This is a genomic window from Ensifer sp. SL37 (genome assembly GCF_026672675.1).
In the GTDB taxonomy this organism is placed as follows: Bacteria; Pseudomonadota; Alphaproteobacteria; order Rhizobiales; family Rhizobiaceae; genus Ensifer; species Ensifer adhaerens.
This window is the reverse complement of sequence record NZ_JAPPRN010000006.1, coordinates 3392840-3410425: the sequence shown is the minus strand read 5'-3', so window position 1 is coordinate 3410425 and position 17586 is coordinate 3392840. Positions and strand designations below refer to the sequence as shown.

Here is a 17586-nt window from a genome sequence, read left to right as displayed (position 1 = left end):
GAGCAAGGCGATGGCCCATCCGTTTCTGGTCAAGGACATCGCCTTTCAGGCCGGGCTCAGCACCGCGACCGTCGATCGCGTGCTCAACGAGCGGCCGGGCGTGCGCCGCCAGACGGAGGCCCGGGTTCGCGCAGCCATCGAGGAATTGGAGAAGCAGCAGGCCGGCCTCGACATCCAGGGGCGCAAGTTTGCGATCGATATCGTCATGGAGTCGCCACAGCGCTTCACCGACGCGGTGCGTCGCGCCTTCGAGAGCGAGGCGATGACCTTCGCGCCCACCGTCTTTCGCTGCCGGTTCCACTTCGCCGAGACGATGCGCCCACAGGAGATCGTGCAACTGCTCGACCGAATCCGGCTGCGCGGGACCGACGGCCTGGTGTTGAAGGCGCCGGACGTGCCCGAGATCGTCGCCGCAGTCGCCCGTTTCGAGATGGGCGGTACGCCCGTCGTGACGCTGGTAACCGACCTGCCCCATTCTCAGCGGACGGCCTATGCCGGCGCCGACAACCGGGCGGCGGGCGAAACGGCCGCCTACCTCCTCGGGGAGCGCTTTTCCGGCGCGCCGGCAACTGTGCTGGTGACCCTTTCGAGCGGCCGCTTTCGTGGTGAGGAGGAACGCGAGATCGGCTTTCGCCGGGTGTTGCGCGAGCGCTATCCGGCAATCCGGATCGTCGAGATCAGCGAAGGCCACGGCCGCGACAGCGAAACCGGCCGCCTGGCTCACGCGGCGCTCTCGGCCAATCCCGATATCAACGCGGCCTATTCGATCGGTGGCGGCAACCGCTCCGTCCTTGCAGCCTTCGAGCGCCTCGAGCGTCACTGCGCGCTCTACATCGCCCATGATCTCGACGAGGACAATCTGGCGCTGTTGCGGGAACGGCGCATTCACTTCGTGCTGCATCACGACCTCAGGACCGATGCGCGCACCGCCTTTCGCACGATGATGCTGCGGCCCGGCGCCCAGGCGCCGGCAATCGGCCCGCAGCTTTCCGCCGTGGTGGTGATCACGCCCTACAATGTTCCGGAGTAACGCTGCTGCCGATCCGCGGGTAGCGTTCAGGCCGCCGACTGGCCGTCATTCTTCTCGGCCGGCAACACCATGTCGTCCGCCGTTTCGAAGCGGTTGCGGCCGCGCCGCTTGGCCAGATAGAGCGCTTCGTCCGCAGCCAGCAGCAACTGGCGTGCCGTCAGGCCATGCCGCGGCGCAAAGGCGATGCCGGCGCTGCCGCCGACAACGAGCATTTGGCCCTCGAAAGCGACCGGCGTCTGCGCGTCGGCGATCAGGCCGGCCGTCAGGCTGCGGGCGTCGGCCTCGCTGCAATCGCCGAGAATGACCGCGAATTCGTCACCCCCAAGCCGCGCGACCGTGCCCTTCGGGCCAGCCCGGTTGCGAAAGCGTTCGGCCATGGCCACCAGCACGGCATCGCCGGCGGCGTGGCCGTGGCGGTCGTTGACCTCCTTGAATTCATCGAGGTCGGCATAGACGAGCGTGAACGGATGCGTCGATGCCCGCAACAGGGCCGCCGCCAGCATGTCGTCGAAGCCGCTGCGGTTCATCAGCCCCGTCAGGCGATCGTGCTTGGCAAGGTGCCGGTTCAGCGCCTCGCTCTGCTGCAGGGCGGCAAAGAGCGTCGAGAACCGCAGCGCCACGAAGGCCATCAGCAGTGCTGCGACGATCGCCATGATAATGACGCTCGGCAACAGCTCCGCGCGGACGAACCCACCGGGCGATTTCGGCACCCAGGCGGCCACGAGACAGGACGAATCGGAGCAGCGCCCGACAGACGCATAGGCACTGCCTGCAGGCCGCTCGTTGAGCGGAACAAAGGCCAGCCCGCGAATACCCAGCCGTGCCGCGATCTCGCGCGTCATTTTCGGCGTGACCGGCCGAACGGCGACCATCAGCACCGGATCGCGCCGTTCGGCCGGAACCACCAATGTCTCGGGGATGACCGCCTGCACCACGGCAACACTCATACGCCCGCCGATCTCGCGCAGGTCCACCGCGTGGATGCCGGGCACGGCCGGCATCACGGACTGCGCATCCGGCGTCGTGACATCGAGATTGTAGGTGCCGTCGTTGTTCCTGAGCGCATTGTCGTAGCGGCGCTTGGCTTCGTCTACGAGATCGTCGACCTCGTCGAGCGGCACGCGGGCGACCTCTGCCGGAACCGATGCGCCGTCCTTGAGCGCCGTCGAAACGGTGCGGGCCGGATCCGTGAAGATGATCCAGGAGAAGCCGTAGTCTTCCCAAAGCCAGCCCGAAAGCTCGTCGGCGACGAAACTGTCGCTGACATGCCCCGTCGCCAGCTCCTCGTAGGTCTTGTCCCAGAAGGACACCTGCGCCTGGAACTGAACGACCGCATCCATCTGGTGGCGCAGCTCGTTTGCGACAAGCCGACGCTCGGCCGAAAGGCCGAAGCGATCGGCCTCCGTGACGGACCGGTCGAGGACATAGATGAGGCTTGCAATGATCAGGACCGCGACCAAGGTACAGGCGGCATGGATCGCCCAGACCGTCTTGTCCCGTTTTGCCTGCCGCAACGCCTTTTCCACCACGCCAGTCCCCCTCGTCCGTACCGGCCCTGCCGGGCATACTAGCACTTGTGGAGGTGCGATGCGCAACGATGGCAGCCGATACTGCCGGCACCCTAGCGACCAAAATCGAAGTTTGGCTTAAATAAGCTGGTGATAAAATACTTAACGATTTCAACCGGCTGAATCGCCCGACAATCAGCGGTCGCAGCGGGGATCAGGAGAACGCGGGCGACTGCCCGCGCCTCCCTCTGCGCATCCTATTGCGGGGCGGCCGCCGAAGCGCGCAGCAAGGCGACGATCTCCGCATTGCCCTGCTCCAGGGCAAGATCGCGTATCGACGGGCCGGCGGCGCCATCGCGCACGCGTGCATTCGCGCCCCTTTCGAGAAGCAGCCGCACCGTTCCCGCCTGCCCGTTGATCACGGCAAAGGCAAGCGGTGTCATCCAGTCGTGCTGTGGCTCCGGCCTGCCGCGCCCGCGGAACGTGCCGAACGGCGTTTCGATCAGATCCGGCTGCCGGTCGAGGATGTCGGCGAGGCGCGCGGCCACGCCAAAGGACGCAGCTGCGAAGATGTCGAGCGGCTGATCCTTCAGGAAAGTGACCATCGCGTCCTTGCCGTTGTATTTGGCCCAGCCGATCGGCGGTGCATGATGGTAGGGGTCGCGGGCCAATGGATCGGCGCCGTGATCGAGCAGGCGCCTCGCCATCGCGACATGCCCATGCAGCGCCGCCTCGTGCAACGGCGTGCGCGAGGTCATGCGGTTGACGTCGAAGCCGAGCGAGAGCATCAGCGCCACGGCGTCCTGCCGGTCCTCACCCGCCGCCTCGTGCAGAATGGCGGGGTGTGCAGCCTGGGTTCGAGCGACAAGTGTCGGATCCCTATCGACAAGTTCCCTCGCCTTGTCGGCCTTCACTTCCCCAACGGCACGGGCCAGCCGGTCGACATCCTCCAGCGCTGCTTCGGTCGCGCCGCGCGACACGAGGTATTGTGCCAGTGCCGGATCGCCGCCGAGCTCCGCCCATTGATAGGGCGTGCGCCCCTTGATCGGGCGATTGACGTCGGCGCCGTGCGCAACAAGCAGCCGGACGCGATCGGACATGCGTCTTTCCAGTGCCCAGGCAAGCTGATAGTCGAAGACGCGTTCGCCATTTTCGACCAGGCCGCCATCGTTGCGCACCAGCCAGTTGTTGCGGTCGTCGGCATTGAGGCCATGGTCGAGAAGCAGCTGGAGGCAGGAATTGTCCGGTTCGAACATCCGGTTGTAGAGCGCCTGGCTGTCATTGGCTCGGGCACCGGCATTAAGCAGCAGCCGCGCAAAGACAAGGCAATCCGGGTGCGGTGGCTGCCGCTCCGGCCCCGCCTCGCCCTCGCCGAAGACGCCGGTCAAAGCCGTGAAACGATACTGGCCGTCGTCGAGCCAGTAAGCGTTCGGATCGGCCCCGCGCGCAATCAGGCGGGCGCCCGCCGGCAGCGACGAGCGGCCGGGAACGCGGGCATATGCGGCGTAGAGCAACGGCTCCCAGTCGAACGGACCGCCGCGCTTCTCTGCGAGTTTCGGGTCGCGATCGAGAAAGCGGTCGATCGCCGCGGCGTCGCCGAGCGCAGCGGCCACGTGAATGTTGTCCCCGGCAATCTCAGGATGGTCCTTGAGAAGGTCGAGTGCCTGAGCGAACCGCTCGGGATCGGCAGCGACGTCGCCGAAATAGGAGACTGTCGCCAGAGCGAGAAAGCGGTTTGCGACCTGTTCGGTCGACGGCGTGCCGGCCTCGGCTTTCTCCAGATGCCGCTTCAGCCGCGTCCAGCTGGCAAAGCCGAATTCGCGGGCAAGCACCAGCTGGGCATCCTGAAGGCCCATTGCGGTCGGTTCGGAGAAATAGGGAAGCGCCCGCTGCCTTGCACTGGCATCGCCAGCCTTGACGGCCTTCAAAAAGGCCTTGGCCTGCTTGCGGATCGCATCGAGGGTAATGTTCGCGGAAAGATCGCGCGTGATCATGAAAGACCTCCTTTCATTCACGTCCGGTATCCGCGCCCACAGACTGAAAAGAGGTGTGGCAACCAAGTTCAGTGAGACAGGTGGGCCTTGCCCTTCCCGCGGATCGGATGTGCCCTGCGAACGACCTCATCGCTAGCATGGCCTCGATATACTTGTCCAGCGCGGTCAGCTTTCCCGTTCGTAGCGGACGAAGGCGAAACGATCGCCTGCGGGCGCCCAGTTGGGAACGTTGATCGTTCCCTGCCCGCCGAAGAGCTCGAACAGGATGCGGGCATTGCCGCCGTCCAGGTCCATCAGCCGCAACCGGACATCGAGATCCCTCGGATGATCGAAGACGTCGCCGTCATAGGAAAGCACGAGCAGGTGCTTACCGTCAGGCGACGGATGCGGAAACCAGTCGCCATAGGGGCTGTCGGTGATGCGCGTGACGTCGCTGCCGTCCGGGCGGATCCGCCAGATCTGCATCTGGCCGGTACGGCTCGAGTTGAAATAGATCCATTCGCCGTCTGCCGACCAATCGGGCCCGTCGTTGCGGCCCTCCCCATAGGTGAGCCGCCGCTCCTCGCCGCCGTCGACTGAGATCGTGTAGATGTCGAAGACCTGGTCGCGGATGCCGCAATAGGTCACCGTGTTCCCGTCGGGCGACCAGCCGTGCCAATAGGAAGGCAGGTTGCGGGTGACGAGCCGCGGCGTGCCGCCTTCGGCCGGCAGCAGGTAGATCGCCGATTTCCCGAACTCGGTCTTGTCGCTGATCGCGATCGTCGTGCCATCCGGGGAGAGGCCGTGGTCGTTGTTGCAGAGCGTCGCAAAACCGGTATCGATCTCCACCGGTTCGGAACCATCAAGGCCAAGCCGATAGAGCCTGCCGTCACCGTTGATGATCAGATGTGAGCCGTCCCGCGACCAGTTTGGTGCCTCGACCAGCCGGTCCGTCTGCCAGACAACCCGCGTTTCACCTGATGCGATGTCATGGATTTCGACGGAACTGCGCATGCTCTTCTCTCCCGGACGAGGCCGCTATTTCTTGTCTTCACCCGCCGGCAGGGTCGCCAGAACCTTGGAACAGACCGATTGCATCAGAACGGAATTGCGTCGGTCCCGCCAGGTGGTGACCAGACCCCAGGCCAGCAGGAGCAGGATACAGATGAAGGCAACGCCGACGACGGTGAGGCTTCCGGCCGCAAGGCCATAGACCCCAAAGATCGCAGGCGTCGCGAAATAGCCGATCTGCGCCGAAAGCTGCCGGCCGGCGGAAACGTCGCTTGCCGACCACAGTCGCAGGAGCCGGATTTCCTCGTCCGTAAAATCTGGACGGCCCTGTCGGCCGTCCGTCTCTTCGGAGAGGATATCCATCGCCTAGCCCCGGTCGCGGAAGCGGTTGGTGATCGGGTAGCGGCGGTCGCGTCCGAAGTTCTTCTTGGTGATCTTGACGCCCGGCGCCGATTGCCGGCGCTTGTATTCGGCGATGTAGAGCAGATGCTCGACCCGGTGAACGGTCACCTCGTCATGGCCGCGGGCGACGATCTCGTCCGTCCCCATTTCCTTTTCCACCAGGCATTCGAGAATGTCGTCGAGCACCGGATAGGGCGGCAGCGAATCCTGGTCCGTCTGGTTGGGACGAAGCTCGGCCGAAGGCGCCTTGTCGATAATGTTCTGCGGAATGACGATGCCGGAAGGACCAAGCGCGCCCGGAGGAACCGTGGTATTGCGCCAGCTCGAGATGGCATAGACCTGCATCTTGTAGAGGTCCTTGATCGGGTTGAAGCCGCCGTTCATGTCGCCATAGAGCGTGGCATAGCCGACCGACATCTCCGACTTGTTGCCTGTCGTCACAACCATCGAGCCGAACTTGTTGGAGATCGCCATCAGGATCGTGCCGCGGGTGCGGCTCTGCAGGTTCTCCTCGGTGATGCCGGATTCCGTGCCTTCGAACGTATCGGAGAGTGCGCTGAGGAACCCTTCGACCGGCTCGGAGATCGGCACGATGTCGTAACGGCAGCCGAGGGCCTCGGCGCATTCCTTGGCGTCCTTCAGCGATTCCTGCGAGGTGTAGCGGTAGGGCAGCATGACCGTGCGCACCCGCTCCTCGCCGAGCGCATCGACGGCGAGCGCTGCGCAAATGGCGGAATCGATACCGCCGGAGAGGCCAAGCACGACATTTTTGAAGCCGTTCTTGTTCACATAATCGCGGAAGCCGAGCATGCAGGCGCGGTAATCCGCCTCCTCCCGCTCCGGCAGGCGCGACTTCAGGCCGTGCTCGCAATGCCAGCCGCTCTCGCCCTTCTTCCACTCCACGATCGAGATCGCCTCTTCGAACTGGCTCATCTGGAAGGCGAGCGACTTGTCGGTGTTGAAGGCGAAGCTGGCGCCGTCGAAGACCAGTTCGTCCTGGCCGCCGAGCTGGTTGGCATAGATCATCGGCAGGCCGGTCTCGATCACCTGCTTCAGCACGACCTGATGGCGCACGTCGACCTTGCCGCGATAATAGGGCGAACCATTCGGCGACAGCAGGATTTCAGCACCGCTTTCGGCCAGCGTCTCGCAGACGCCGAGATCGCCCCAGATGTCCTCGCAGATCGGAATACCGATGCGCACACCGCGGAAATTGACCGGTCCCGGCATCTCGCCCGGATCGAAGACGCGCTTCTCGTCGAACTCGCCATAGTTCGGCAGATCGACCTTGTCGCGGATCGCGATCACCTTGCCATCGTCGAGCACTGCCACGGCGTTATGTCGGCCGGTCTTCGACAGGCGCGGGAAGCCGATGATGACGCCCGGGCCGCCATCGGCCGTTTCGGCGGCCAGCTTTTCGACGGCCTGGAGGCAGGCCTTGAGAAAGGCCGGCTTCAGAACAAGGTCTTCCGGCGGATAGCCCGAAATGAACAGCTCCGTCAAAAGCAGGAGATCGGCGCCCTGTCGCGCCGCATCGGCGCGCGCCTCACGCGCCTTGGCCAGGTTTCCGGCGATGTCGCCCACGGTCGGATTGAGCTGGGCAACGGCGATACGAAGGAGCGAGGGGGCGTTTTTATGGGCGGTCATGAGCGGGCCTGTCGGTCTGTCCTGAACGATTGCATCTGACTTTCGCAATGTTCTTTAGCGCAATCTGCGGAAAAATACCCACAGCCAATCGCAGCCACGCGAAAAAAACCGAAAACTTCTGTTTTTCCCGGTCCTTATACTGGGCCGTTCGTGCGGCTTCACGCCACGAAAAGCCACCCTCCATTCCCGTTAAGAAACCATTCATCCCCTGTTCAAAATGACGGGCGTATGACAGTTACACGACGCATTTATGAAATTGGAGAATATGTTGGCCAGTATCGATTCCGCTGTCGCGCGAGGCTCACGTGTCTATGCCGACCGACCCGGCTTCGCCGCACGGCACGCCAAGACGCTCGCTTCCACGCGCAGCGCCCTGTTCTCCCTGTTCGTTGCAACTGCCCTTGTCTTCGCCGTTGAACTGATCGTCCGTCAGTCGCCGACCGACACCCTTTCCTATGTCCTCGACCCGACGCGCCCGGCGCTGACGACCATCGGCATATTCTTTCTCATTCTGCTCGCTGTCGACGGTATTTTCGGCCGCGAGCACAAGTCCGCCGTGGTGATCGCGCCGCTGGCACTTCTGCCGGCCGTCATCTGCCAGCAGAAGCAGGTGTTCCTGTCCGATCCGCTCTATCCGACCGACTTCCTGTTCGGCCGCCAGATCATGGAGCTGATGCCCGTGCTGGTAAAGGACCGTCCGTGGACGGCGCTCGGCATCGCCGTCGGCCTGGTTGCCACCGTCGTCGCCATCGCCCTCCTGTTGCGCTTTGCCTGGCGGACCTTCCCGAAGCTGACGACCCGCGAGCGTGTCGCCCGCCTCGCCTTCGCGCTGCCGCTGCTCGTCGCCTTCTGGAACATCATGGATTACAACCAGTTCTCCTGGATCCGTGATCGCCTGAAGGTCATCCCGATCATGTGGGACCAGACCGAGAACTATAAGCACAACGGCTTTGCGCTCGCCTTTGCGATCAACCTGCCGATGGCCAATGTCAGCGCGCCCGCCGGCTACATGGCCGACGCGATCGACCGCATTCCGGTGAAGCCGCTTCCCGCCGGCACCTCGCACCGCGGCAAGCCCGACGTCATCGTGCTGATGAGCGAATCCTTCTGGGATCCGACCCGCCTGCCGAACGTCAAGCTGTCGCCCGACCCGATGCCGACGATCCGCGAAATGCAGTCGGGCAACGTCTTCTCGCCGGAGTTCGGCGGCATGACCGCCAACGTCGAGTTCGAGGCGCTGACCGGCTTCTCCAACGCGTTCCTGCCCTATGGCAGCATCCCGTACCAGCAGTACATCCGCAATCCGATCCCGTCGCTTGCCACTTTCTTCCGTGGCGAAGGCTACGTCTCGCGCGCCATCCATCCGTTCCAGAGCTGGTTCTGGAACCGCACCGCCGTCTACAAGGCCTTCGGCTTCGACATGTTCAAGTCGGAAGAGAACATGCCACCGATGCAGAAGCGCGGCATCTTCGCCTCGGACGACTCGCTGACCAACGAGATCATCCGCCAGGCCGACGCGATGGACGACCCGTTCTTCTTCTTCGCCGTCACACTCCAGGGCCATGGCCCCTATGAGGCCAACCGCTACGCCAACAACACCATCAAGGTCGAAGGCGACCTGCCCGAGGCCGACCGCCAGGTGCTTGCCACCTACGCGCAGGGCATCAAGGAGGCCGACGACAGCCTGAAGAAGCTGATGGACTGGGCCAAGAACCGCGATCGCGAAACGGTTATCGTGCTCTTTGGCGACCATCTGCCGCCGCTTAACACCGTCTATACCAGCACCGGTTTCATGAAGGGTGTGACGGCGGAGCGCAAAGGTTCGAAGGAGCAGATGAAGGCGCAGCATGAAACGCCGCTCGTCGTCTGGTCGAACAAGACTGGCCCGAAGAAGAACGTCGGCACCATCAGCCCGGCCTTCCTCTCCTATCAGATCCTCAAGCAGTCCGGTTACGAGCACCCCTACTACACCGGCTTCCTCGGCAAGGTGTATGACCAGTACCGCGTCGTCGACCGCTACATGCTGATCCGCAAGAATGGCAAGGAAGTCGCCGAGTGGTCGCGCCAGCCGAAGGTGCCGGCACTCCTGCGTGACTACCGCTTCCTGCAACACGACATGATGTTCGGCGACCGCTTCTCGACCGACCGGTTCTTCAAGTCACACGCTGATCTCTTCGCCAGCGTCGAGACCCACTGATCGAAGACCGGAGCGGCCAGTAACCGCTCCGGTCCTTGCAGCATTTTCGCGTACCGCCTGATTTCCTTGCGGCGCTGACGCGCTAGATTGTCTCCGGCCAACTCCGGAGATCGCCATGCCGCACTTCAATGACATATCGAAACAGCTTTTCGGCAAGCCGCTCAGCGAGCTCGGAGAGATCGAGCGCCGCATTCTTACCCATGCCCGGGACCGACGCACGCTCGCCACCGATTCACATGCCGCCTTCACGGCACGGCTCTCCTTCGGCGACAGGCTCGCAGACAACATCGCCCGCGTCGGCGGCTCCTGGAGCTTCATCATCGGCTTCTGCGGCTTTCTCGTCTTCTGGGTTTTGCTGAACACCATTCTGCTCGCCACCGGCGCCTTCGATCCCTACCCCTATATCTTCCTCAACCTGATGCTTTCGATGCTCGCCGCGCTGCAGGCGCCGGTCATCATGATGTCGCAGAACCGCCAGGCGGAGCGCGACCGCTTCGCTGCCTCGAAGGACTACGAAGTCAATCTCAAGTCGGAAGTCGAATTGATCGCACTGCATCACAAGGTCGACGACGTGTTACTGCGCGAGATCTCCGAATTGCGCGCGGACCTGGCGACGCTCAACCGGCAGCTCGAACGCTATCGCACGCCCGGACAGGAGTGACCGGACCCCGGCCGAACCGGGACGATGCGCTGACGATGGGCAAGCCGGCCCTCGCGCAGATTTCGGCGCCCGGACGCGGACGCGCGCAGCCGCCGCGACAGGGCGAAAACTAGCTCATTTTCATAAATACTAATTCAACTGTGAATACACATTTTGCAACATTCGCGAAATGCATTGGGATTCAACAACTTATCGGAGTATGAAAAAATTAATATTTGAGGATCACGTTATGGGTGCAGGGACATTCGAGAAATACAGCAACGTGGGTACGCGGAGATGCTGCAATGTCCAACTTCAAGCGCCTGTTAGGCGGCCGGGACGGGGCCGCTGCGATCGAATTTGCAATAATAGCACCACTCTTCTTCATGTGCGTGCTGACCCTGATCGCCTATGGCGTCTATCTCAGTGCCGCCCATTCCATTCAGCAGATTGCTGCCGATGCCGCCCGCACAGCCATCGCCGGCCTCTCCCAAACCGAGCGTGAACGGCTCGCGACCGACTATATCCGTCGCACGACGATGGATCAGGCCTTCATCAAGTCGTCGCGCATGACCGTCACCGTCAGGGACGACGCCAACAACGCAAACCAGTTCACCGTCCGGATCAAATACGACGCCGGCGACCTGCCGATCTTCAACCTGTTCACATTCGCCATGCCGAGCGAACAGATCGAGCGCTTCGCAACCATCCGCATCGGAGGGGTCTGATATGCTGTGGAAACCCATGCGCTCCCTCGCCCGAGCCCGTAGCGGCAATATCGGTATCTCGGCCGCCCTGGCCATGCCGTTGGTGATCACGTCCATGGCCCTTGCGATCGACTACGGCTACCTGACCGTCCAGAAGCGTGAAATGCAGTCTTCGGTCGATCTCGCTGCGATCGCGGCAGCGGCCAACGTCTCCGCCGCCGAGAAGGCCGTGCTCAATCACTTCGCCAACAATGGCCTGAACTACGGCGTGTCGACGCCGAACGGTTTGTTGACCATCGACGGCAAGACCCTGCCGCCCGGTGACATCAGCACCGCCAAGCTTGATGGCGTCGCGACCGTAGCGCGCGGGCGCTACGTGCCCGATCCGTCGGTCGATGCCGGCCAGCGCTTCATCAAGGACGCCACGCCCACGGACGCCGTGCAGGTGATGCTCGAAAGGAAGGGCGACATCTTCCTCGCCTCGATCTTCAGCGCCCCGCCGGACCTCAGCGTCTACGGCACGGCGGCGAGTTCGAAAATCGCGGCCTTCTCCGTCGGCTCCCGTCTTGCAAGCCTCAATGATGGGCTGCTCAACTCCATCCTCGGGCAGATGCTCGGAACGACGATCTCGCTCAAGGTCATGGATTACCAGGCGCTCATCGACGCCGATATCGATATCCAGCCCTTCCTGAAGGTCATTGCGACCAGGCTCAACCTGACGGCTGCCTCCTATGAAGACGTGCTCAAGGCAAACCTGACGATGCCGCAGCTGCTTGCCTCCATGCGGCTCGTCCAGGGCCTGTCCGGAACCGTCACGGCCGCGCTCAAGAGCATCGAGCTTTCGACCTCGAACGACAAGCGCACCTTCACCTTGGCGCAAATCCTCAACCTCGATCCGAAGAAGAGCCTGCAGGTCGACGCCGGCTCCGATTGGGCGATGCGCGTAAGCGCGCTGCAGATCGTGTCGGCGGCTGCAGCCATCGCCAATGGCGAAAACCAGATCGCCCTCAATGCCGTGGCCGGCCTTCCGGGGATCGCATCTGCCAAGGTCAAGCTTGCGATCGGCGAGCCGCCCGTGGAAACGCCAAGCCACCGCCTCGGCACGCCCGGCGCAGCAATACGCACCGCCCAGACCCGCCTTGCCGTCGAAGTCAACGTCGATGGCCTGGCCGCCCTTGCCGGCATTCGCATCCGCCTGCCGATCTATGTCGAACTCGCCTATGCGGAAGCCAAGCTCGCCGACATCAGGTGCTATGGCGGCACGCCCGAAAATGCTTCGGTCAGCGTCGATGCCGTGCCCGGCATTGCCGAAATCGCCATCGGCGACGTCGATCCGGCGGTCCTGTCCAACTTCTCGTCAGACGCGCGGGTACAAAGAGCCAAACTCGTGGACGCCCTGGTGGTCAAGATCGATGCGCTGGCCCATGTCGAGGCGCAAAACCTCAAGCCGACGCGCCTGAGCTTCAGCCCGTCCGAGGTCGCGGCCCGGTCGATCAAGACGGTCTCGACCAAGGACATCCTGACCTCGACGACGCAAACGCTCCTCAACAATCTCGACCTGAACATACAGGTCCTGTTCCTGACGCTCGGCAGCCCGACCATCGTGCAGCAGGCATTGGCCCAAACGCTCGGAGCCGTCACCAAGCCGGTCGACGATCTGCTCTACAACCTTCTGCTGCTCGTCGGCGTACGGGTCGGCGAGGCCGATGTCCGCGTCACCGGCGTCAAGTGCCAGTCGCCGGTCCTCGTGCAGTAGACCCGTTCAAACGGGGCGTTCGACGGCCACCGTCAACGCCCCGTTGAACAAATTCGGTTGCTGACACGTTATGCACAAGGTAGCCCTAGTAGAAGGAATGCAGCTGAGCGCGGCTGGCCGGCGGGGCACCGAGAGTGCCCTTCACTTGGCGGGCCGCGCAAGCATTGGGGGTGTGCGCAGCAGATGCATGTGATGGCAGAGCAGGAAGGCGCTGCGCGGGATGGCTCGCTCGCCTTCACCGCGGAAGGTTTTCTTTGTCATCCGGAGTTACGCAACGTGCTCCAGGCGAGCGCGCGCGATCTGATGGCGGCCTACGACATGTTTCCCCGCATCGCTCGCCTTGTCGCCTCCCACCAGAAATGGACCCTCAGCCAGGCCGTCTACGCCCTGCACCTCGAGCGTGAGCCCGGCAATCCCGAAACGGGGGTTACGACCGCCCGCCTTCTCAAGTTCATCCATGAGACCGGCGGCGCCAGCCGCAATACCGCTGCTGCCTTCATCGCCGAACTGCTGACCTACAAGCTTTTGCGCGACGCGGAGGGCGGCCGGGGTCGCAAGAAGATCCGTCCGCTAGAGCCGACGGAAATCAGCGAAGGCGCCATGCTGCGCTGGTTCATGAGCCAGATGGGAACGCTCGATCGCTTCGACGGCCAAGGCCGTGTCGCCCGCGTCGAAGCCGACCGCACGGTTTTCGAACGGGCTCAGCCGATCGCCGCCCGCCTGCTGCTTTCAGATCGCCGGTGGACCCAGCCGCCGGAAGGTGTCGCGGCTTTCGTCTGGACCGAGTGCGGTGGCCTCCTGCTCGACGATCTCATGGCGCGGCCGAAGAGCCTTGAGCCTGTGGATGGTAAAGTCTGGCTGGAGGCGAACCTCTCGGATCTCGCCACGCATTACATGATCTCGAACACCCATATCCGGCGCATCTTCACGCGGGCCCAGGATCTCGGCTTGCTTGGAAGAGCCGATGAGGGGCAGCGCGGCCTGTTCTGGTTGAGTGAGCGGCTGATCGAGGAATATTGCCAATGGCAGGCAGTTAAGCTTGCCGGCCTTGCCAACGGCTTCGAGCAGGCCGAGCGACAGGCGGCAAACCCGCCGGCCTGAACCTCAGACGCGGCCGGCTGCGAATTTCGGCAGGTCGTCCTTGATCTCGTAGAAATCGCCCTGATCTTCGCAGAAGATATGGTAGCCGGGCTTCAGCACCGTCGGCTTGTCAAAGGCGCCCGCGAGGATCGAGGTGTAATCCGAACCGTCCGCCTTCCAGAACAGCGCTGACCCGCATTGACGGCAAAAGCCCCGGCTGGCGCTGTCACTGGCCCTGTACCAGGTTACGTTTTCCGCGCCCTTCAGCTCGAAGTCCTGGTCCTGCACGTTGGTGGCGGCGTAATAGAGCCCGGTCTGCTTCCGGCATTGGCTGCAGTGGCAGAAGATCAGTTCGCGCAGCTCGCCGCGCGCTTTGAAGCGAATGGTGCCACAAAGGCAGCCCCCGTGATGAATGTCCTGCATTGCCCCTCCCCAAGTTCATGACCCCTCGATCCTGCCATGGAGCGTGCCGCCGCAAGCGACAGCCCGCGCCGCGCCCTGCTCCAGACACGAAAATGCCGGGCCAGCTTCCAGAGCCGGCCCGGCATTGTCAAATTCAAAGCATCCAAGCGACGTTCAGAAAACCTGAACAATGCCAGAGATTTAGATCAGCCGTTGACGACCATCTTCTTCTCGTCGCGGCCGCCCTTCATGCGTTCGGCGAGCAGGAAGGCGAGTTCCAGCGCCTGGTCCGCGTTGAGGCGCGGATCGCAATGGGTGTGGTAACGGTCGGCGAGATCGTCGCCCGAAAGCGCACGCGCACCGCCAGTGCATTCCGTCACGTCGTTGCCGGTCATCTCGATATGGATGCCGCCCGGGTGCGAACCCTCGGCGCGGTGGATCTGGAAGAAGCTCTCCACTTCCGACAGGATCCGCTCGAACGGACGGGTCTTGTAGTTGTTGAGCGTAATCGTGTTGCCGTGCATCGGGTCGCAGGACCAGACCACCTTCTTGCCTTCGCGCTCGACCGCACGGATGAGGCGCGGCAGATGCTCGGCCACCTTGTCATGGCCGAAACGGCAGATGAGCGTCAGGCGGCCGGCTTCGTTGGCCGGGTTCAGAAGGTCGATCAGCTCCAGCAGGCCATCGGCCGTCAGCGACGGACCGCACTTGAGGCCGAGCGGGTTCTTGATGCCGCGGCAGTATTCGATATGCGCATGGTCGGGCTGGCGGGTACGGTCGCCGATCCAGATCATGTGGCCGGACGTGGCGTACCAGTCGCCCGAGGTCGAGTCGACGCGCGTCAACGCCTGCTCGTAGCCGAGCAGCAGCGCCTCGTGGCTGGTGAAGAAATCGGTCTCGCGCAGGCTCGGGTGGTTTTCCGAGGTGATGCCGATCGCCTTCATGAAGTCCATGGTCTCGGAGATGCGGTCCGCAAGCTTGCGGTAGCGTTCCGCCTGCGGGCTGTCCTTGACGAAGCCGAGCATCCACTGGTGCACGTTGTCGAGGTTGGCATAGCCGCCCATTGCAAACGCGCGCAGAAGGTTCAGCGTCGCAGCCGACTGGCGGTAAGCCATGATCTGGCGTTCCGGGTTCGGAATGCGCGCTTCCTCGGTGAACTCGATGCCGTTGATGATGTCACCGCGGTAGGACGGAAGCGTCACGTCACCCTGCTTCTCGATACCCGAGGAACGGGGCTTGGCGAACTGGCCGGCGATACGGCCGACCTTGACCACCGGCTGCTGCGCGCCGAACGTCAGAACGACGGCCATCTGTAGGAAGGCGCGGAAAAAGTCGCGGATCGTGTCAGCGCCGTGCTCGGCAAAGCTCTCGGCGCAGTCGCCGCCCTGCAGCAGGAAGCCGCGGCCTTCGGCGACATTGGCGAGGGCACTCTTCAGACGACGGGCTTCGCCCGCAAACACCAGCGGCGGATACTTCGCGAGGCGCGCTTCGGTCGCCTCAAGCGCTGCCAGGTCCGGATATTCCGGCACCTGCTGGATGGGTTTCTGCCGCCAGCTGTTTGGAGTCCAAGTCTGTGCCATTTCGATCACCTGTTGTCTGCCGCGGATCCAACCGCGCGGGTCACGCCCTGACGGCCAATGGCGGCCGCCCGGTATTCTGAAATTTCACTCAACATCCGCTCGCCCTGCCCCGGTCACTTGGCCAAGCCTCGTGCCCGCCCAGCCGGAAACGCCGCGGAATGCGGGCTTATAGACGTTAAGGAAACGCTTGGAAAGCCATCCTACCAGAATTCATTGCTTTGCAGGGCGCCCGGGGCGCAACGATATTTCCGCGGAGCGCACGATCCCGAAAGTCTCGCTCCCTATATCGAAAGAACGATGCGCAGTTTCAATGGCATAGTGGCATCCCTGACGCTACAGCCGCCGCCAAGATAGGCGACAGATTGTTCAGCGATCGTGCCCGGCGGCTTGCGGCCGGCAATGGCTGGCCCTCACGTCCCAGCGCGCGCCTGTGCGTTCGGTGAGTGGCGCATCGGAACGCGTCAAGCGCGCATCCGATCTGCGCCGGTTAAGCAGAAAAGAGAAGGTCGGCAGCACCCAGTGCAGGCCACGCCACTCCGGCCCGTCGAGCGGATCATCCAAGCCGTTGCGTGACCCGCGGCGATGTTCACGCTGCAGAACCGTCCACATGACCGCCCAATGTTCAAACATGGTCTCGCCTCCTTTGCCTTGAGACAATGGGAGACCTAATGTCTTCGCCGGCAGCGTTGTAGGCGCACCGTTGAAAGACGTCTTTCATCTGCGAACGGAAGTCAGGGCGGACGACCCGCGCTACTACGAGACAATGACCGCCATGGAGTGCTTATGGCCGAGGCAGCTTGGGACGATTTGAAACTGTTTTATCACGTTGCGACCGAGGGTGGCTTGAGCGGGGCTGCCACGCGAACGGGGTTGAGCGCGCCGACCATCGGCCGCCGCATGCTCGCGCTCGAGCGAGCGACCGGCAGGGCACTCTTCATCCGCAGCCAGCAAGGCTACCGCCTCGCCCACGATGGCCAGATCCTCCTCGAACATGTCCGTGCCATGCGGAATGCCGCCGCAAATATCTCCGACTGGCACCGCGACGCCTTCGCGCTGCCGATCGTGTCAGTCGCAAGCGACGCCTGGGTCGCAGGTTTCGTCGCCGATCATTCAACCGATATCCGCGCCGCTGGCGACAGTTTTCGCTTCTGCTGCAAGCATGCGCATCGCGGCCTCGACCTGACCTTCAGAGAGGCCGATGTGGCTGTCCTGTACGAACAGCCCCGCTCCGGCAACGTGGCAGTGCGCCGCTCGGTGAACATCGCCTATGCCGTCTATCGCGCCGGCAACATGCCGGAGCGCGAGGACTTTCCCTGGATATCGATTGGCACCGAAGTTGCCAGCTCGCCGGCTGAAAAATGGGTCTTTGAAAACCGCGAGCAGCAGATCCATACGTGGACCGACAGTGCCGCCCTTCTCGTGCGGCTGATCCGCAATGGCGCCGGCCGCGGCGTCCTGCCCGCCTTCGTCGGCGAAGGTGATCCATTCCTGAAGCGCGAAGGCGAATTGATCGAGGGCCTGACGCATCCGTTGTGGATCGCGGCAAACGACGACGACCGGCGCCGTCCGGAAGTCCGGACGGTCATCGATCGTCTCGCCGATCTTTTCAAACGCGAGGAGGCGCGGTTTGCAGGAGCTTCCGCCTGAGGCGGC

15 protein-coding genes are annotated in these 17586 nt (G+C 63.3%); 7 read left to right on the top strand and 8 right to left on the bottom strand.

The genetic code is table 11. The features are described 5' to 3' along the window. The first annotated feature begins 10 nt into the window (after positions 1-10). Positions 11-1030 (top strand): LacI family DNA-binding transcriptional regulator, encoded by a 1020-nt coding sequence (locus OVA00_RS28835; protein WP_034795061.1) that lies wholly within the window; start codon positions 11-13, stop codon positions 1028-1030. Positions 1031-1056: 26 nt separating this feature from the next. Here OVA00_RS28835 and OVA00_RS28830 read toward each other — a convergent pair whose 3' ends face one another. From OVA00_RS28830 to OVA00_RS28810, 5 genes are all read right to left on the bottom strand, one after another. Then, positions 1057-2559 (bottom strand): diguanylate cyclase domain-containing protein, encoded by a 1503-nt coding sequence (locus tag OVA00_RS28830; RefSeq protein ID WP_060539317.1) that lies wholly within the window; start codon positions 2557-2559, stop codon positions 1057-1059. Positions 2560-2795: 236 nt separating this feature from the next. Next, complete coding sequence (locus OVA00_RS28825) at positions 2796-4532, bottom strand: ankyrin repeat domain-containing protein (protein WP_268090091.1); 1737 nt, start codon at positions 4530-4532, stop codon at positions 2796-2798. A gap of 165 nt (positions 4533-4697) precedes the next feature. Beyond that, positions 4698-5525 (bottom strand): TolB family protein, encoded by an 828-nt coding sequence (locus OVA00_RS28820; RefSeq protein ID WP_268090090.1) that lies wholly within the window; start codon positions 5523-5525, stop codon positions 4698-4700. A 24-nt stretch (positions 5526-5549) separates the two neighbouring features. Further along, the gene (locus tag OVA00_RS28815; protein ID WP_218686669.1) at positions 5550-5885 is read right to left on the bottom strand and encodes a hypothetical protein; all 336 of its coding nucleotides are present in this window, start codon (positions 5883-5885) and stop codon (positions 5550-5552) included. A gap of 3 nt (positions 5886-5888) precedes the next feature. After that, the gene (locus OVA00_RS28810; protein WP_034795073.1) at positions 5889-7571 is read right to left on the bottom strand and encodes an NAD+ synthase; all 1683 of its coding nucleotides are present in this window, start codon (positions 7569-7571) and stop codon (positions 5889-5891) included. A 268-nt stretch (positions 7572-7839) separates the two neighbouring features. On the opposite strand from OVA00_RS28810, the gene OVA00_RS28805 reads away from it, so the two are divergent. The 5 genes from OVA00_RS28805 (at position 7840) to OVA00_RS28785 (ending at position 13972) form a co-directional block, all read left to right on the top strand. Further along, on the top strand, positions 7840-9768 hold the full coding sequence (locus OVA00_RS28805; RefSeq protein WP_268090088.1) for an LTA synthase family protein: 1929 nt from the start codon (positions 7840-7842) through the stop codon (positions 9766-9768). Positions 9769-9883: 115 nt separating this feature from the next. Next, a complete protein-coding gene (locus tag OVA00_RS28800) occupies positions 9884-10429 on the top strand; it encodes a DUF1003 domain-containing protein (RefSeq protein ID WP_268090086.1) in 546 nt (181 codons plus the stop codon). A gap of 284 nt (positions 10430-10713) precedes the next feature. Continuing rightward, positions 10714-11136, top strand: a complete 423-nt coding sequence (locus OVA00_RS28795) for a TadE/TadG family type IV pilus assembly protein (protein WP_034795083.1) — start codon at positions 10714-10716, stop codon at positions 11134-11136. 1 nt (position 11137) lies between these two features. Then, entirely contained in the window at positions 11138-12871 is a 1734-nt protein-coding gene (locus OVA00_RS28790) for a TadG family pilus assembly protein (protein WP_246812717.1), read from the top strand. Between the two features lie 183 nt (positions 12872-13054). Beyond that, on the top strand, positions 13055-13972 hold the full coding sequence (locus OVA00_RS28785; RefSeq protein WP_060585014.1) for a hypothetical protein: 918 nt from the start codon (positions 13055-13057) through the stop codon (positions 13970-13972). Between the two features lie 3 nt (positions 13973-13975). On the opposite strand, the gene OVA00_RS28780 is transcribed toward OVA00_RS28785, so the two are convergent. The 3 genes from OVA00_RS28780 to OVA00_RS28770 all read right to left on the bottom strand — a co-directional run bounded on the left by OVA00_RS28780 (position 13976) and on the right by OVA00_RS28770 (position 16563). Further along, positions 13976-14374: a GFA family protein gene (locus OVA00_RS28780; protein ID WP_060520690.1), complete on the bottom strand. Its 399-nt coding sequence runs from the start codon at positions 14372-14374 to the stop codon at positions 13976-13978. 185 nt (positions 14375-14559) lie between these two features. Continuing rightward, positions 14560-15933 (bottom strand): class II 3-deoxy-7-phosphoheptulonate synthase, encoded by a 1374-nt coding sequence (locus tag OVA00_RS28775; RefSeq protein WP_034795289.1) that lies wholly within the window; start codon positions 15931-15933, stop codon positions 14560-14562. Between the two features lie 366 nt (positions 15934-16299). Next, positions 16300-16563, bottom strand: coding sequence for a hypothetical protein (locus OVA00_RS28770; RefSeq protein WP_268090084.1), 264 nt, complete (start codon positions 16561-16563; stop codon positions 16300-16302). 153 nt (positions 16564-16716) lie between these two features. Between OVA00_RS28770 and OVA00_RS28765 the strand changes: the two genes are divergently transcribed. Continuing rightward, complete coding sequence (locus OVA00_RS28765) at positions 16717-17580, top strand: LysR family transcriptional regulator (protein WP_060600832.1); 864 nt, start codon at positions 16717-16719, stop codon at positions 17578-17580. Positions 17581-17586 lie beyond the last annotated feature (6 nt).

Bases quoted from the DNA above. Each gene is read 5' to 3' on its own strand.
- OVA00_RS28835 (WP_034795061.1), top strand. From the start codon at position 11: ATGGCCCATCCGTTTCTGGTCAAGGACATCGCCTTTCAGGCCGGGCTC.
- OVA00_RS28825 (WP_268090091.1), bottom strand. From the start codon at position 4,532: ATGATCACGCGCGATCTTTCCGCGAACATTACCCTCGATGCGATCCGC.
- OVA00_RS28820 (WP_268090090.1), bottom strand. From the start codon at position 5,525: ATGCGCAGTTCCGTCGAAATCCATGACATCGCATCAGGTGAAACGCGG.
- OVA00_RS28815 (WP_218686669.1), bottom strand. From the start codon at position 5,885: ATGGATATCCTCTCCGAAGAGACGGACGGCCGACAGGGCCGTCCAGAT.
- OVA00_RS28810 (WP_034795073.1), bottom strand. From the start codon at position 7,571: ATGACCGCCCATAAAAACGCCCCCTCGCTCCTTCGTATCGCCGTTGCC.
- OVA00_RS28800 (WP_268090086.1), top strand. From the start codon at position 9,884: ATGCCGCACTTCAATGACATATCGAAACAGCTTTTCGGCAAGCCGCTC.
- OVA00_RS28795 (WP_034795083.1), top strand. From the start codon at position 10,714: ATGTCCAACTTCAAGCGCCTGTTAGGCGGCCGGGACGGGGCCGCTGCG.
- OVA00_RS28790 (WP_246812717.1), top strand. From the start codon at position 11,138: ATGCTGTGGAAACCCATGCGCTCCCTCGCCCGAGCCCGTAGCGGCAAT.
- OVA00_RS28785 (WP_060585014.1), top strand. From the start codon at position 13,055: ATGCATGTGATGGCAGAGCAGGAAGGCGCTGCGCGGGATGGCTCGCTC.
- OVA00_RS28780 (WP_060520690.1), bottom strand. From the start codon at position 14,374: ATGCAGGACATTCATCACGGGGGCTGCCTTTGTGGCACCATTCGCTTC.
- OVA00_RS28775 (WP_034795289.1), bottom strand. From the start codon at position 15,933: ATGGCACAGACTTGGACTCCAAACAGCTGGCGGCAGAAACCCATCCAG.
- OVA00_RS28770 (WP_268090084.1), bottom strand. From the start codon at position 16,563: ATGTTTGAACATTGGGCGGTCATGTGGACGGTTCTGCAGCGTGAACAT.
- OVA00_RS28765 (WP_060600832.1), top strand. From the start codon at position 16,717: ATGGCCGAGGCAGCTTGGGACGATTTGAAACTGTTTTATCACGTTGCG.